Here is a 14,589-nt window from a genome sequence, read left to right as displayed (position 1 = left end):
ATAGGATAGGCATGAAACTTGATTCCGTAGAAGCGCTCATCGACGACATTCGCCAAGGCAAAATGGTGGTGTTGATGGACGACGAAGATCGCGAAAACGAAGGCGATATCGTTATGGCGGCGCAGCATTGCCAAGCCGAACACATCAACTTTATGGCGCGCCATGCGCGTGGCTTAATTTGCATGCCGATGACCCGCGAGCGTTGCCAGCAACTTGATCTTGGCCTTATGGTGCAGGCCAATGGCTCCGGTTATGGCACGAAATTCACGGTGTCGATTGAAGCCGCGACCGGTGTCACCACCGGCATTTCTGCGGCCGACCGGGCACGCACTGTGCAAGTCGCCGCCGCACGCGATGCCAAGGCGGCCGATATCGTCCAGCCGGGGCATATTTTCCCGCTCATGGCCGAGGCCGGTGGCGTGCTGCATCGCGCCGGACACACCGAGGCGGCGTGTGACTTTGCGCGCTTGGCCGGTCTCGACCCCAGCGGCGTGATTTGCGAGGTAATGAACGATGACGGCACCATGGCGCGCCGCCCCGATCTGGAGAAATTCGCCGAGCAGCACGGCTTAAAAATCGGCACCATTGCCGACCTCATTCATTACCGCATGGTCAATGAGCAAACCGTGGCCTGCGAGTCCACGCGCACTTTGCCCACCGAATACGGTGACTTTCAGTTGCACGTCTACCGTGAGAGCAACAATCCCGGCGTGCACATCGCGTTGGTGAAGGGCGAGCTCGATGCGGCCACCGTGCCGACCGTGCGTGTGCATGCCGTGAATCCGCTGCGCGACTTGTTGCATGCGCAATTTAACGGCCGCTTTGGCTGGAATATTCAGCGCAGCTTGAAAGCCATCAGTGACAGCGGCAATGGCGTGCTGGTGCTACTCAGCCAAGACTATCGCGCCGCCGATATGGTCGATCATATTGAAGGCTTTTTTGCCGCGAGACCGCGCACGGCAGAGACCTCGGGCATGTATCGCACCATCGGTGTTGGCTCGCAGATTTTGCGTGACTTAGGCGTGGGCAAAATGCGTCTGCTGAGCTCGCCGATGAAATTTAATGCGCTTTCAGGCTTTGGTCTTGAGATCGTCGAATACATTACTACTGATTAACACTGAGGATAAACCATGAGCCATATCAAGACCTTGGAAGGTAACTTTCAAAATGCCAATGCCCGTTACGCGATCGCTGTGGGCCGCTTCAATAGCTTTGTTGTGGAGTCGCTGCTCAGCGGTGCGCTCGATGCCCTGAAGCGCCATGGCGTGACCGACGACAACATCACCATCGTGCGCGCGCCCGGTGCCTGGGAGCTGCCCTTGGTGGCGAAAAAGCTCGTGGCCACCGGCAACTACGACGCCATCATTGCCCTTGGTGCGGTGATTCGCGGCGGCACACCGCACTTCGACTTTGTCGCGGGCGAATGCGCCAAAGGCTTGGGCGTGGTGTCGCTGGAGTCGGATATGCCAGTGAGCTTTGGTGTGCTCACCGTCGATTCGATTGAGCAGGCCATTGAGCGCTCAGGCACGAAGGCTGGCAATAAAGGCGCGGATGCCGCCATGGTCGCCATCGAGATGATTTCGCTGCTGAAGGCGGTAGGCTAACTCGTGAACGCCAGCAACGGTCTTAACCCTGCCGCACGCCGAAAGGCCCGGCGCTTTGCATTGCAAGGTCTCTACGAATGGCAACTCTCCGGCAATCCGCCGTGGGAAATTGAGGCGCGCTATCGCGTCGAAAACGCCATGCACAAGGTCGATTTGGATTACTTCCATGACCTATTGCATGGTGTGCCGCCCGAGTCAGATGCTCTTGATGCGCTGTTTACGCCGCACCTGGATCGTGATTTTGCCGCACTCGATCCGGTCGAGTTGGCGACGTTGCGCATTGGCACCTTTGAGCTCAAGCATCGCGTCGATGTGCCTATGCGCGTGGTCATCAACGAGGGCATCGAGCTCGCGAAAACCTTTGGTGCCAGCGAGTCGCACAAATACATCAACAGTATTTTAGATCAGCTGGCTCGGACTTTACGCCCGCATGAGCTTAGCTAATACGCTAGCAGCGGAGCATTCGGCGCCATGAGCCTTGGCGAGTTCGAGCTCATCCAGCGTTATTTTGTCCGCAAGCCTGATGACTGGCCCGGCCATCCGCAACTTGGCCATTCGCAGGTTTGTCTCGGCATTGGCGATGATGCCGCCTTGCTCGAGCTGCCGCCGGGCGAGCGGCTAGTTGTCACCACCGACACGCTAGTGGCGGGTCGGCATTTCCCGCATGATGCGGCGGCGGTGGATATTGGCTGGAAAGCCTTGGCGGTGAATTTATCTGACCTCGCGGCGATGGCGGCGAGGCCGCTCGGCGTAACCCTCAACCTGACCATGCCCGAGGCCAATGAGTCGTGGCTCGCGGCGTTTGCGCGCGGCTTCTGGGGCCTGGCGGACATCGCCGATGTGCCGTTGATTGGCGGCGACACCACGCGCGGGCCGCTATCGGTGACCATCACGGCCATCGGCTGTGTTGAAGAGTCCGTGGCGCTCAAGCGCGGTGGCGCGCAAGCCGGCGACCTGATTTGCGTGACCGGCAGCCTTGGTGATGCCGGGGCTGGCTTGGCCTTGGCGATGAGCTCTGCCGAAATGGCGGGCATCAGTGACGATGACCGTGCGTATTTGCTCGATCGCCTGCACCGACCCATGCCGCGTCTGCTTGAGGGCGCCTATTTACGCGGCATCGCCAGTGCCGGCCTGGATATTTCCGATGGCCTGCTGCAAGACCTTGGGCATTTACTCAAGGCTTCGAATGTCGGCGCTGAGCTGGCCGTGGAGCAGCTGCCGCTGTCTGAGCCGCTGCAGGCCTATGCGGCCACGAGCAGTGCGGCGCTCCTGCAAGTGCGGCGCTGGGCGCTCAGCGCGGGTGATGACTATGAGCTGCTGTTTACGCTGGCGCCAGCGCGCGCCAGGCTATTGCCGCAACTGCGCTATACGGTCATCGGTAAAATTACCCCAACTGCCGGCCTGCGCTTGACCGCGCACGGCAAGCCTTGGGAGCATGACAGCCTCGCTGGTTATCAGCATTTCTGAGCACGACTATGAATGACCCCTTGCCGCGCCTGCCTCGTGCGCTCGATTTGCTCGCTTTCGGCTTTGGCTCTGGGCGCAGCCCAAAAGCGCCGGGCACGGTAGGATCGGCCATCGCGGTGGTCTGGTTTGGCGTGTTTGCGAGCTTCCCGTTGCCGGTGTACTTGGTGTGGATTGTCATTGCCGCCATCGCTGGCATCGCCATTTGTGGCGAGGCCGCCAAGCTCATGGGCGTGCATGACCACCCGGGCATTGTTTGGGATGAGTTTGTTGGCCAATGGATCGCGCTGATTCCAGTCGTGCCGTTGCTGCATTGGGACACTCACCATGTGCTTGCCGTGCTGCTCAGTTTTGGCCTTTTTCGACTCTTCGATATATGGAAACCGTGGCCCATCAGCTGGGTAGATCGTCAGGTCCACGGCGGTTTCGGCATCATGCTCGATGACATCATTGCCGGCATCATGGCCGCCATCGTGCTGTATTTTTTGTTGCCTTACTTGCCGGCAGCTGAAGCCGGCTGGTTTGGTATTGTTCACTAATCGTTGCAGGCAATCGCTGCCGCAGAGCCGCGCGCTTTTGCTACACTCTGCCCCCTAATTAGTTGTCCGGAGCCCATCTGGTGGCTTTTGAATTTGTAGCATCCTCGCGTCTGCCCACAGAATTTGGCGATTTCGTCATTCATGGCTTCCAAGACAGCGCCACCGGCAAAGAGCATGTGGCGCTCAGCGTTGGCACACTCAATGACGGCGAGCCAGTGCTCATGCGTGTGCATTCGGAGTGTTTAACCGGCGATGGCTTTGGCAGTTTGCGCTGCGATTGTGGCCCGCAATTACAAGCCGCTATGCAGCAGATTAGCCATGTCGGTCGCGGCGTGATTTTGTATTTGCGTCAAGAAGGTCGTGGCATTGGTCTGGTCAATAAAATTCGTGCCTATGCCTTGCAAGACACCGGCGCTGACACGGTTGAGGCCAATGAACGCTTGGGCTTCGGCGCCGACTTGCGTGAATACGCCATGTGTGAAGACATGCTGCGGCATTTGGGCGTCGCGACTGTGCGTCTACTCACCAATAACCCGAAAAAAGTCGAGGGTCTGCGCGCGGTCGGTATTGATGTCATCGAACGTGTGCCGTTGTTTGTTGGCGCTAACCCGCACAACGAAGGCTATATGCTCACTAAAACCGCGAAAATGGGTCATCTTTTGAAGCCGAGTCAATCATGAGCGTGCGTGTTCTCACCGGCATCACCACCACCGGCATTCCGCATTTGGGTAATTACGCGGGCGCTATCCGGCCTGCCGTGGCCGCGAGCCGCGAAGCCGGTGTCGATGCGTTTTACTTTCTCGCCGACTACCATGCGCTGATCAAGTGTGATGACCCAGCGCGTATTGCCGAGTCGCGACTGTCCATTGCCGCGACCTGGTTGGCCGCCGGCCTCGATGCCGAACGCGCGACATTTTATCGGCAGTCGGATATCCCCGAGACCACCGAATTAAACTGGTTGCTGACCTGCGTGGCCGGTAAAGGCTTGCTCAATCGCGCACACGCCTACAAAGCCGCGGTTACCGCCAATCTCGATGCCGAGCTCGATGCCGATGCCGGCGTGACCATGGGGCTATATAGCTACCCGGTACTCATGGCCGCCGATATTCTGCTATTTAACGCGCACCGTGTGCCGGTTGGCCGCGACCAAATCCAGCACGTGGAAATGGCGCGTGATATTGCCCAGCGCTTTAATCATGTGTTTGGCCGTGACTATTTCACGCTGCCCGAGGCCGTGGTCGATGACCATGTGGCCACGCTGCCCGGCCTTGATGGCCGCAAAATGTCGAAAAGCTACGACAACACCATCCCGCTGTATTGCACGCCGAAGCAGTTGAAGGCGGCGATTTCGCGCATCGTCACCGACTCGAAACTGCCCGGTGAGGCCAAAGATGCCGATACCTCGCATCTGTTTCAAATCTACCGCGGCTTTGCCAGCGCCGAGGCCAGTGCTGAGTTTCGCGCCAGCTTGCTCGATGGCATGGGTTGGGGCGATGCCAAGCAGGCACTGTTTGCTCTGCTCGACGCTGAGTTAGCGCCGGGCCGCGAGCATTATCAGGCCTTATTGCAACGCCCTGATGACCTGGAAGATATTCTGCTCGCCGGCGCGAGCAAGGCGCGAGCGATTGCCCAGCCATTCTTAGCCGAGTTGCGCGATGCCGTGGGCCTGCAAAGCTTTCGTCGCACGCACACATCGACCAAGACTGCCGCGAAAAAAGCCACCAGCGGCCCGCGCATGGTCAGCGGTCGCGACCACGATGGTCAGTTCCGCTGCCGTCTGCGCACGACCAGTGGTGAGGTGTTATTGACCAGTCTGCCGTATGCCGATGGCAAGAGCGCGGGCTTAGCCGCAAAAGCGCTGGTGGCAGGGGTTGATGACTGGCGCACACAGGCAGAAGGCTATGTGCTTTGGCAGGCGGCAGTGCAGGTCGCTGAGCCGGTAACCACGGAAGCGGAAATGGCTACGGTGCAGGCCGCGTTGGCTGAGTTGCGCGCCGCGCAAGACTCCTAAGAAAGCGGTTTGCGTCGCTAGCGTAGGCGTTGCGTTAGTGGGTCGCTGGGCTATTTTGCTTAGGTGATGTTTTGTGGGCTAGGTCATCGAGCGCGCGCAGCACATCGCGGCGACTGATTTGCCCGACCACCACGCCTAAATCGTCGACTACCGGCAGGCGTCTGCGGCCGCGCTGCTTAAACAGCTCGGCGGCATCTAAAATACTTTGGCTTGGATGAATGGTGTCGGCGCCGGCACTCATGACATCGCGCACCAAGCCCGAGCTCATTTCGTAATAGCCCGACTGCAGCATATCGCTGAGGCAGTCGGCTTCCGAAAAGATGCCCACGAGCAAGCCATCATGCACGACTGGCGCGCCAGAAATTCGGTGCTGCAGCAGCGTTTTGATGGCCGCATCGATGCTCATGTCGGGAGTCAGCACCACGGGTTGTTTGGCCATGTAATGATCAACGCGAATGTCATGCAGCATGATGGAGCCCCGCCAACAAATGTGTATCTCACTCATGGCTTAAGTTGTGCGGGCGGTCAAGCCACTTACGCCGGATGACCGGTTTTAGTGGCCGAGCTGCGTGCGCGCTAGGCGGGCGGCAATGCTGCGCACCATGCCATCGCGGTCGAGGCCACAGGCGGCGTGCATTTGCGCGGGGGCGGCGTGCTCAATATAGGCATCACGGATGCCGAGGGTTAGCAGGCCGCAGGCATAGCCCTCGGCGTGCAGCCATTCGCTGACCGCTGAGCCGGCGCCGCCCATCAGCGCGTGCTCTTCAACACTGACAATCAAGCTATGGCTGCTGGCGAGTGCGGCGAGGCAGTCTTCATCAAGCGGTTTCACCCAGCGCATATCGATGATGGTTGGTGAGGCGAGGCCCATGCGCTTGAGCTCGTCGGCGGCTTGCACAACGGCCTCAAGGCGCGAGCCAAAATTGACAATGGCAACTTCATGGCCGTCGCGGATGCGGCGGGCGTGGCCAATCTCGACTTGTTCGGCGTGGCTGTAAAGGCTGGCGCCCGTGCCGGTGCCGCGCGGGTAGCGCACTGCCGATGGCCCGGGGTGCTGCCAAGCGGCAGTGAGTAGGGCGTGACATTCGGCCTCGTCGCTGGGCGCGGCGATAATCATATTCGGAATGCAGCGCAGGAAGGCCAAGTCGTAAGCGCCGGCATGCGTGGGGCCATCTTCGCCGACCAAGCCGGCTCTATCGATGGCAAAGGTGACATCGAGGTTTTGCAAGGCTACATCGTGAATGAGCTGGTCATAGCCGCGCTGCAAAAACGTCGAATAAATCGCCACTACCGGCTTAAAGCCTTCGCAGGCCAAGCCGGCGGCAAAAGTCACGGCGTGTTGCTCGGCAATGGCAACATCGTGATAGCGCTCGGGGTATTCGCCAGCAAAGCGCACCATGCCCGAGCCCTCGCACATGGCCGGCGTGATGCCCACCACGCGCAGATCAGCGGCGGCGGTCGCGCAGAGCCAGTCGCCAAAAACATCGGAGTATTTTTTCGGCTTCACGCTTGCCGCTACGGCCGCTGGCGTGCTCATCGGCGTTGGCGTGTCTGCCGCTTTGCGCTCAGCTACTGGCGCAATTTTACTAATGGCGTGATAGCCAATGGGGTCGGCTTCCGCTGGCGCAAAACCCTTACCCTTGGTGGTAAACACATGCAGCAGTTGCGGGCCTTGGGCTTCACTTAAATTGGCGATGGTCTCGACCAACTCCTCCAGATTATGGCCATCAATCGGGCCAACATAATTGAAGCCAATGGACTCAAACAACGCGCCGGGCGCGTCGGTGACCATGGTCTTCATTTGCTCTTCGGTGCGCCGCACAAAGTTCATTGCCGTGGGCATCGATTGCAGCACGCGCTTGCCGCCTTCACGCAGCGCGATATAACTTTTGCTCGCCCAAATATGCGAAAAATAATTCGACAGGCCGCCCACCGCGTGCGAAATCGACATCTGGTTATCGTTCAAAATCACGAGCATATTGGTGTTCTGATGCGCCGCGTCATTGAGTGCTTCAAAGGCCATGCCGGCGGTCATCGCGCCATCGCCAATGACCGCGACGACCTTGCGCTCACTGCCGGTGAGTTCGGCGGCGCGCGCCATGCCGAGTGCCGCCGAGATGGATGTTGATGAATGGCCAACGCCGAACGTGTCGTAAGGCGATTCTTCACGGCGTGGAAAGGCGGCGAGGCCATCTTGCTGGCGCATGGTCAGCATCTGTTCTTTGCGACCCGTCAGGATTTTATGCGGATAGGTCTGATGACCAACATCCCACACCACGCGATCATGCGGCGTGTTGTAGACATAATGCAGCGCCACGGTGAGCTCAATAACGCCCAAGCCGGCGCCAAAATGCCCACCTGTCTGGCCGGTGCTCCAGAGCAGGTATTCACGCAGCTCGCGTGCCAATTCGGGCAGTGCATTGAGCGGTAACTCGCGCAGCTTGTCCGGTGTCGGCACTTGATCGAGCAATGGCGTGACGGGGCGGCTTAGCGGAATTTCATGAAACATCAGAGGCCTTCCTGAGCAGATGGGCGAATTATACCCAAACGTCAGTGATCGCGCGCAAGTAAGTAGCGCGCCAGTGTTGCTAGCGGTTCAGCGCCGGAGCCCAGTGGCGTTAGTGCGGCTAATGCCTGCTCGGTGAGTTCGGCGGCCAAGGCCTGTGCCGGTGCTAAGCCGAGCAGCGCTGGGTACGTGGCTTTGCTGTGTGCGGCATCGGCGCCAGCGTGTTTGCCGAGCGTGGCCGTGTCGCCGATCACATCGAGCACATCATCGTGGACTTGGAAGGCTAATCCGAGGGCGTCGGCGTATTGGTCGAGGGCGGCAAGTTGCGCCTCAGTGGCGCCGCCGGCGAGAGCACCCAGCCGCACGGCCGCGCGTATCAGTGCGCCGGTCTTGAAGCGATGAATTTGGCTGAGCTCATCAACGCGGATGGATCGACCCTCGGCGGCGAGGTCGAGGCGTTGGCCATAGACCATGTCGCGGGCGGCGACACTTAAGGCCTGTGTTTGCTGCGCTGAGTAGGGGGCGAGCTCGGCGTCTGTGCTGGCATCGCTGAGTGCGCAAAAGGCCAGTGCTTGCAGGGTATCGCCGGCGAGCAGCGCGGTGGCCTCATCAAACTGGCGATGGCAGGTGGGTTGGCCCCGGCGCAAGTCATCGTCGTCCATGCACGGTAGGTCGTCGTGCACCAGCGAATAGCCATGGATGCATTCGACGGCCAAAGCCGCTGAATCCGCCGCCTGCCATGGGCCACCGACCGCGAGGCAGGCGCCCCAAGCTAAGGCTGGGCGCACGCGCTTGCCGCCATTGGCCATGGCATAGGCGAGGGCGTCATTGAGGCGCGCATCGGGGCCAGCGTGGCGCATCAGAAATGCCGTGAGCAAGGATCGGAAGTCTTGCTGTGCGCGACTTAATAGCTCAGGCGGTGCGGCGCGGAGCAAAGCGGTATCTGATGCTGTCGCAGCGAGCATGAATCAGCTCTCATCGCGCGCGGTGAAGACCTGCGTGTCGAGGCTGCCATCGCGTTTGGCGAGCAGCAGTTGGACTTTCTGTTCGGCGGCATCGAGCGATTGTTGGCATTGGCGAGTCAAGGTCACGCCTTCTTCAAAGGCTTTTAGCGCCTCTTCCAATGGCAGATCGCCGCTCTCCAGTCGCTGCACTTGCGACTCAAGTGCAGCTAGGGCGTGTTCAAAATCAATGGGCGTTTGTGCGTCGGTCATGGTCGCGCTCCGTGTTGCCAACAAAACACTATTTAAGCACGAACGATGGCCTTTGCGGGCAACCGCCGCCGTGACTTGCTGGCAATTGGCGCGCCGAGACACGGAGGCTCCGGCGCGCGACCATTAGAAGGTGTAGCGCACCCCGACCACGCCGCCGCGACCCGGTGCGGGCACAGCATCCTTAATGAACGAGGTGGCGCGGCGAATGTCATCGTCGAGCAAGTTCGTGCCTTGCACAAACACACTGGCTTCGCTGGCGCCATGACGATGCACCACCACACTCAGATCGGCATTGAGCAGACCGTAGCCATTGGTCTCGGTGTCGAGGCGGCCGGGACGATTTTGGTCCATGGCCTGCACAAAGCTGATGTTGGCGCTGGCTTCGCGATAATGCCCATGCAGGCTCATACCATAGCGGCTGGGCGTGAGGCGTGGCGCGGGAGCATCGCCGCTGTCGGTCTCCAACGTGCCGCGCACGGCATCGGTGAAGCCGCGTACGCTGAGCTGCACGGGGCCATCGGTTTCGTTGAGCAACGCGTAGCTGGCGGCGAGTTCGTAGCCAGTAAAGCGTGCGCGGTCTTGCACAAAATTGATGAGTAATAGCTCGTCACCTGGCAGGCCATCGTCACCCACGAGTAGCGCATTGCCGTTGCCGTCATCTTGTTCGCGAGCATAAATGTAATTGCGAGCCTGCTTATGAAACACGCTGGCCTCCAAATCAAAACGGCCCTGATGATGATCAATACCGACTTCGATATCTTGGCTTTGCTCTTTGCGCAGGCGGTCTGAGCCGATTTCAAACGTTGCTGTGGCTTCATGCGGGCCATTGGCATAAAGCTCCTCAATGGCCGGCGCACGTTCGGCATGCGTTAGCGTCACGCGTAAATGCGTGTTTTCGCCCAGGTCATAGCGATTACCAATCGATGCACTAATCGGCGTGAAGTCGCGCTGCTGGCCTACTTCTGGATCAAGCACGACATGCTCGATACGCGCGCCAAACTCAATTTTGTTGCGGCCAAAGCGCTTTTCCTCGAGGAAAAATAGCCCAGCCTGCTGGCTTTTAGTTGCCGGCACAAAGGCTTCGTCGCCGAGTGCGGCAAACTCGCGCACACCAAATTGCGCACCGATGACACCGCGCAGCCCACCGATATCTTCATGCACTGCCTCAATGCGCGCTTGCGTTTCATTGTTGGTGAAACGTGTGCCGACCTCATTGGGCGCTTCAAATTCGGTGTGGCGGTAGCGCGAGTCGCTTAAGCGGATGCGTACCGACTCCAATGCAGGTGTTGGGTTGCGCAGTAACGCTTGTGCGTCGTAGCGACGCTGGCGCATGACAATAAACTTCTCTTCTTCAATGGGCAGGCCATAGCGCTGATCGTATTGGCTCGCTGAGACGCTAAAGGCATTGCCATTGTCGGCAATATAGCTGTAGCCAAGCGCGCCATTGTCGAGATCGCTGGCGCTGTTGGCGAGTCGGCCATTGCTACCGCTGCCATCGATGGCGGCATTGCCGGGGATGGCATAGTCCTCGCTGCGGCTGCGAGTGGCATCGAGGTGGAACTGATGGTTGCCGGAGCCGTAATTAATGTCGGCAGCGCCCAAGGCGTTGCGGGCATTGGAGCCGTAACTTGATTCGAGCGCGCCGGAGAAGCCTTCGGTGACCTCGGTGGCAAGACGCGTATCGGTGACATTGATCACACCGCCGGAAGAGCTGCTGCCATAGAGCAACGTGGCAGGGCCTTTGATAACTTCAATTTGCCGGGCAATTAAGGGGTTGATGGTCACGGCATGGTCGGGGCTCAGCGCCGAGACATCCATCGCGCTGATGCCGTTTGCCAAGACATCCACGCGTGGCCCGGACTGGCCACGAATCACGGGGCGTGAGGCGCCTGCACCGAAGTCGCCGGTGCTAATGCCGGGCTCATTGGCCAGTGTCTCGCCAATGCCGCCGCGCTTTTTGCTGGCCAGCTCTTCGCCACTGAGCACGCTCACCGGCTGCACGAGCTCGTCGGCCGTGCGCCCTAAGGGGCTGGCGGTAATGGTGATTTCCAGTAAGGGCTTGGCCTCGGGCGTGTTGGCGAGTGCTACGCTGCTGGCCAGTGCGGAAAGGGCAAAGAGACCCATGGGGGCTTTAGGGAAACGAGCAGATGACATGGTAAAAACTCACGGTAAGGCAGTTGATTAGCTATGTTATACCATAACATATTAAGTGCAAGCCCCTGAGTGTCATTCGGCAGGTTTGTGTGTCTGAGTTATCATGCGCTGTCGACAACAGAGGGGTGCGTTTGTGACTGTGATCAAGCCATTGAGCCAGGCTGAGCTGGCGCAAGTAAAAAAAGACTGCCAGCGCCTCGTGCGTCGTGTGTCGTGGGTGTCGGCAGGCGCTGCGGTGGTGCCGGTGCCATTGTTTGATGTGGTGTTTGATGTCGGCGTGCTCATTAAAGTGATCCCCGACATCAATCAGCGCTTTGGCCTTGAGCCCGAGCAAATTGAGCAAATGCCCGAGGAGACACGCATTCAGGTCTGGAAGCGTCGCGCTGAGCGTGGCAGCGAACTGATCGGTATGGTGGTGTCGCGTGAGCTGATTCGCCGCAGCTTGCAGGGCATGGGCACGCGCATTGTTGCCAAGCAGGTGACAAAATTTATCCCGCTGGGTGGGCAAATTATTGCCGCAACATTGGGCTATTGGATCATGCGCAAGTTGGCCATGAGCCATGTAGATGATTGCTACGAAGTCGCGCTTACCGCCAATGGCTACAGCACGAAAGCGACGCGTTAATCATGACGGATACAAGCAAGGCCGCTGTGAAAAAGTCGGCGCCAAAAAAAGCCGCAGCGGTAACGGGGCGGCGCTATCGCGGTGTCAGCGAAGAGGCGCGCCAAGCGGAGCGCCGGCAACGCTTTATTGAAGCGGGCTTGAGCGTATTTGGCTCGCGTGGTTATCACAGCTCCACGGTGCGCAGCATTTGCGCCGAAGCGGGGCTGACTGAGCGCTATTTCTACGAGTCATTTTCCAATAGCGAAGATTTACTCTGCGTTGTGTATGACTACACCAATCAGCGCATCCGCGAGCGAATTTTAGCGACCTTAATGGATGCACCGCGTGAGCCGTCAGCCATCGCCTATGCCACGTTGGAGGCATTTCTGACCATCATGCGTGATGATCCACGCATGGCGCAGATACTGTTTGTTGAGGTCTTGGGTGTGAGCGAACGCGTGGATGCCAAATACCGCGCCAGCGTGGAGAATTTTGCGCAGCTCATGCAGCAGATGATTGCGCCGCTGCTCGATGCCGAGACGTTGCCGGCGCCATTGCAACCCGATATTTTGTCGGTAGCGATGCTTGGCTCCGTGATTACCGTAGTGTCGCGCTGGATGATTGGCGGGTTTCGCGAGCCAATTGCCACGCTCGCTGAGAATCTGCACGTGGTGCTGGTGGCGCTATTGCGGCACTTAATTATTTTGGCGGACGCACCTGATTCATCCGCTTCGAAATAGTCGCGGTGCGGCGATTCAAATAGCGTGTGTTGCGATGCGTGTCGTAATAGCGCGGGTTGGGGATCATCGCGGCCAATTTTGCCGCCTGTTGCGGACTTAAGTTGGCGGCGGATACACCAAAATAATGCCGCGCGGCGGCTTCGGCGCCAAACACACCATTGCCCCATTCGATGACATTGAGGTAAATCTCAAAGATGCGACGCTTGTCTAGGCGTTGCTCCAGCATCAGCGTGATGATGGCCTCTTCGCCCTTGCGCAATGGCGAGCGTGAGCCGGATAAAAACAGATTTTTCGAGAGCTGCTGCGAGATGGTTGAGCCGCCGGCCACGATGCGGCCTTTTTTCAGATTTTTCTGCCACGCCGCCTCAATACCATCCCAGTCAAAGCCTTCATGCTGCATAAAGCCGCTGTCTTCGGCGACCATGACCGCGCGTTTGAGCGAGGTCGAGATGCGCGCATAAGGTACCCACGTGTGCTTGAGCGTGGCCTTGGGGTTGTCGGCTTGCAGCGCATCGAGGCGCGCACTCATGAACGCAGTCGACGTTGGCGCATGGCTTTGCCACCACCAGAGTTGCGCATAAACCCAGGCGTGCCACGTTAGCGCCATCGCTAGGGCAAGCAGCACGAGTCGCCCAAGCAGACGACGCCATAATGACCGGCGCTTAGTAGCCATAGACTTCGTGCCGATGCTCAGCTGCCTGCATTACGCTCAAGGTCATCAGGCGGTTTAGGCGCTGTGCAGGCGCGTGAGTTCAGTGATTTCGTCACGGGCACCGAGCATCACGGGCACGCGCTGGTGTAGGCCGGTGGGCATGATATCTAGGATGCGCTGATGGCCCGTGCTGGCCTGACCACCAGCCTGCTCGACAAGCCACGCCATGGGGTTGGCCTCATACATCAGGCGTAATTTGCCGCCTTTGCTGGCCATTTTGCTGTCGAGCGGATACAGAAATACGCCACCACGACTGAGCAGGCGATGCACATCGGCGACCATGGCGGCGACCCAACGCATATTGAAGTCTTTCGCGCGCGGCCCCGTTTTACCGGCCAATAAATCCGTCACATAGGTCTGCACGGGGGCTTCCCAGAAGCGCTGATTAGACATATTGATGGCGAATTCTTGAGTCTGTGCCGGCAGCGCTAGGTGCTCTTGCGTGAGGATGAGCTCGCCGCTGTAGCGGTCGAGCGTGAAGGCATGTACGCCATGCCCCAAGGTAATGATGAGCTGCGTCGATGGCCCATAAATGGCGTAGCCAGCGGCGACTTGGGCACTGCCGGGTTGCAAAAACACCGAGGCATCGCGGGCGTCACAGCCGGCAGGAGCGGGTAGCACCGAGAAAATCGTGCCGACAGGTGCGTTAATGTCGATATTCGATGAGCCATCGAGCGGGTCAAAGAGCAGCAGGTAGGCGTCGGAGCTACCGGGGTGCGGCACGGGAAATGGATCGTCCATCTCTTCCGAAGCCATGCCGGCCAAGTGGCTGCCATCGCTGTGCAGTTGCAGCAAAATATCATTGGCAATGACATCGAGCTTTTTCTGATCTTCACCCTGTACATTTTCGCTACCGGCCGCACCAAGCACGCCGGCGAGCGCGCCCTGGCCAATCGCCGCACCAATACGCCGGCAGGCCTCGGCCGTGACCATCAAGGTTTGAATGAGGTTGGCCGGCAGCGTGCCATGAGCGCGTTGGCTGTCGTGCAGCCAGTCGGTGAAAGTGATGTGATGCGCTGTGCTCATGTGGCGGCCTGCTGA

Annotated in this window: 16 protein-coding genes; 9 read left to right on the top strand and 7 right to left on the bottom strand. The window is 59.2% G+C overall.

What is annotated here, in order from left to right; all coding sequences use genetic code 11:
- The first annotated feature begins 11 nt into the window (after positions 1-11).
- The 7 genes from ribBA to DFR26_RS00440 all read left to right on the top strand — a co-directional run bounded on the left by ribBA (position 12) and on the right by DFR26_RS00440 (position 5,618).
- Positions 12-1,115 carry a bifunctional 3,4-dihydroxy-2-butanone-4-phosphate synthase/GTP cyclohydrolase II gene (gene ribBA / locus DFR26_RS00470; protein WP_116206991.1) on the top strand — a complete coding sequence of 368 codons (1,104 nt, stop codon included), beginning with the start codon at positions 12-14 and terminating at the stop codon, positions 1,113-1,115.
- 15 nt (positions 1,116-1,130) lie between these two features.
- Positions 1,131-1,604, top strand: a complete 474-nt coding sequence (gene ribH / locus DFR26_RS00465) for a 6,7-dimethyl-8-ribityllumazine synthase (protein WP_116206990.1) — start codon at positions 1,131-1,133, stop codon at positions 1,602-1,604.
- A gap of 3 nt (positions 1,605-1,607) precedes the next feature.
- Positions 1,608-2,048 (top strand): transcription antitermination factor NusB, encoded by a 441-nt coding sequence (nusB, locus tag DFR26_RS00460; protein ID WP_116206989.1) that lies wholly within the window; start codon positions 1,608-1,610, stop codon positions 2,046-2,048.
- A gap of 27 nt (positions 2,049-2,075) precedes the next feature.
- On the top strand, positions 2,076-3,071 hold the full coding sequence (thiL, locus tag DFR26_RS00455) for a thiamine-phosphate kinase (RefSeq protein ID WP_116206988.1): 996 nt from the start codon (positions 2,076-2,078) through the stop codon (positions 3,069-3,071).
- An 8-nt stretch (positions 3,072-3,079) separates the two neighbouring features.
- A complete protein-coding gene (locus DFR26_RS00450; RefSeq protein ID WP_116206987.1) occupies positions 3,080-3,607 on the top strand; it encodes a phosphatidylglycerophosphatase A family protein in 528 nt (175 codons plus the stop codon).
- Positions 3,608-3,687: 80 nt separating this feature from the next.
- Complete coding sequence (gene ribA / locus DFR26_RS00445) at positions 3,688-4,287, top strand: GTP cyclohydrolase II (protein ID WP_116206986.1); 600 nt, start codon at positions 3,688-3,690, stop codon at positions 4,285-4,287.
- Positions 4,284-5,618 (top strand): tryptophan--tRNA ligase, encoded by a 1,335-nt coding sequence (locus DFR26_RS00440; RefSeq protein WP_116206985.1) that lies wholly within the window; start codon positions 4,284-4,286, stop codon positions 5,616-5,618. The genes ribA and DFR26_RS00440 overlap by 4 nt, the downstream gene beginning before the upstream one ends.
- Before the next feature lie 34 nt (positions 5,619-5,652).
- Here the strand turns inward: DFR26_RS00440 and DFR26_RS00435 are convergent, their stop codons facing one another.
- The 5 genes from DFR26_RS00435 to DFR26_RS00415 all read right to left on the bottom strand — a co-directional run bounded on the left by DFR26_RS00435 (position 5,653) and on the right by DFR26_RS00415 (position 11,492).
- Complete coding sequence (locus DFR26_RS00435; protein ID WP_116206984.1) at positions 5,653-6,087, bottom strand: CBS domain-containing protein; 435 nt, start codon at positions 6,085-6,087, stop codon at positions 5,653-5,655.
- An 84-nt stretch (positions 6,088-6,171) separates the two neighbouring features.
- Entirely contained in the window at positions 6,172-8,130 is a 1,959-nt protein-coding gene (gene dxs, locus DFR26_RS00430) for a 1-deoxy-D-xylulose-5-phosphate synthase (protein ID WP_245952995.1), read from the bottom strand.
- Positions 8,131-8,168: 38 nt separating this feature from the next.
- A complete protein-coding gene (locus tag DFR26_RS00425; RefSeq protein ID WP_245952975.1) occupies positions 8,169-9,089 on the bottom strand; it encodes a polyprenyl synthetase family protein in 921 nt (306 codons plus the stop codon).
- A 3-nt stretch (positions 9,090-9,092) separates the two neighbouring features.
- Entirely contained in the window at positions 9,093-9,338 is a 246-nt protein-coding gene (locus tag DFR26_RS00420; RefSeq protein WP_116206982.1) for an exodeoxyribonuclease VII small subunit, read from the bottom strand.
- 123 nt (positions 9,339-9,461) lie between these two features.
- A complete protein-coding gene (locus DFR26_RS00415; protein WP_116206981.1) occupies positions 9,462-11,492 on the bottom strand; it encodes a TonB-dependent receptor in 2,031 nt (676 codons plus the stop codon).
- 133 nt (positions 11,493-11,625) lie between these two features.
- Here DFR26_RS00415 and DFR26_RS00410 point away from each other — a divergent pair, with 133 nt between their 5' ends.
- Positions 11,626-12,117: a hypothetical protein gene (locus DFR26_RS00410; protein ID WP_116206980.1), complete on the top strand. Its 492-nt coding sequence runs from the start codon at positions 11,626-11,628 to the stop codon at positions 12,115-12,117.
- 2 nt (positions 12,118-12,119) lie between these two features.
- Complete coding sequence (locus DFR26_RS00405) at positions 12,120-12,836, top strand: TetR/AcrR family transcriptional regulator (RefSeq protein WP_116206979.1); 717 nt, start codon at positions 12,120-12,122, stop codon at positions 12,834-12,836.
- On the opposite strand, the gene mtgA is transcribed toward DFR26_RS00405, so the two are convergent.
- Positions 12,796-13,509: a monofunctional biosynthetic peptidoglycan transglycosylase gene (mtgA, locus tag DFR26_RS00400; RefSeq protein WP_116206978.1), complete on the bottom strand. Its 714-nt coding sequence runs from the start codon at positions 13,507-13,509 to the stop codon at positions 12,796-12,798. The two genes, DFR26_RS00405 and mtgA, sit on opposite strands and share 41 nt — an antisense overlap.
- A 54-nt stretch (positions 13,510-13,563) precedes the next feature.
- A complete protein-coding gene (locus DFR26_RS00395; protein ID WP_116206977.1) occupies positions 13,564-14,574 on the bottom strand; it encodes a class 1 fructose-bisphosphatase in 1,011 nt (336 codons plus the stop codon).
- Positions 14,575-14,589 lie beyond the last annotated feature (15 nt).

The sequence above is a fragment of the Paraperlucidibaca baekdonensis genome, assembly GCF_003387535.1.
In the GTDB taxonomy this organism is placed as follows: domain Bacteria; phylum Pseudomonadota; class Gammaproteobacteria; order Pseudomonadales; family Moraxellaceae; genus Perlucidibaca; species Perlucidibaca baekdonensis.
This window is presented reverse-complemented; position numbering and strand designations above follow the sequence as displayed.

Bases quoted from the DNA above. Each gene is read 5' to 3' on its own strand.
- DFR26_RS00405 (WP_116206979.1), top strand. From the start codon at position 12,120: ATGACGGATACAAGCAAGGCCGCTGTGAAAAAGTCGGCGCCAAAAAAA.
- DFR26_RS00450 (WP_116206987.1), top strand. From the start codon at position 3,080: ATGAATGACCCCTTGCCGCGCCTGCCTCGTGCGCTCGATTTGCTCGCT.
- DFR26_RS00435 (WP_116206984.1), bottom strand. From the start codon at position 6,087: ATGCTGCATGACATTCGCGTTGATCATTACATGGCCAAACAACCCGTG.
- ribH (WP_116206990.1), top strand. From the start codon at position 1,131: ATGAGCCATATCAAGACCTTGGAAGGTAACTTTCAAAATGCCAATGCC.
- DFR26_RS00395 (WP_116206977.1), bottom strand. From the start codon at position 14,574: ATGAGCACAGCGCATCACATCACTTTCACCGACTGGCTGCACGACAGC.
- DFR26_RS00425 (WP_245952975.1), bottom strand. From the start codon at position 9,089: ATGCTCGCTGCGACAGCATCAGATACCGCTTTGCTCCGCGCCGCACCG.
- DFR26_RS00420 (WP_116206982.1), bottom strand. From the start codon at position 9,338: ATGACCGACGCACAAACGCCCATTGATTTTGAACACGCCCTAGCTGCA.
- thiL (WP_116206988.1), top strand. From the start codon at position 2,076: ATGAGCCTTGGCGAGTTCGAGCTCATCCAGCGTTATTTTGTCCGCAAG.
- mtgA (WP_116206978.1), bottom strand. From the start codon at position 13,509: ATGGCTACTAAGCGCCGGTCATTATGGCGTCGTCTGCTTGGGCGACTC.
- DFR26_RS00440 (WP_116206985.1), top strand. From the start codon at position 4,284: ATGAGCGTGCGTGTTCTCACCGGCATCACCACCACCGGCATTCCGCAT.
- DFR26_RS00415 (WP_116206981.1), bottom strand. From the start codon at position 11,492: ATGTCATCTGCTCGTTTCCCTAAAGCCCCCATGGGTCTCTTTGCCCTT.
- ribBA (WP_116206991.1), top strand. From the start codon at position 12: ATGAAACTTGATTCCGTAGAAGCGCTCATCGACGACATTCGCCAAGGC.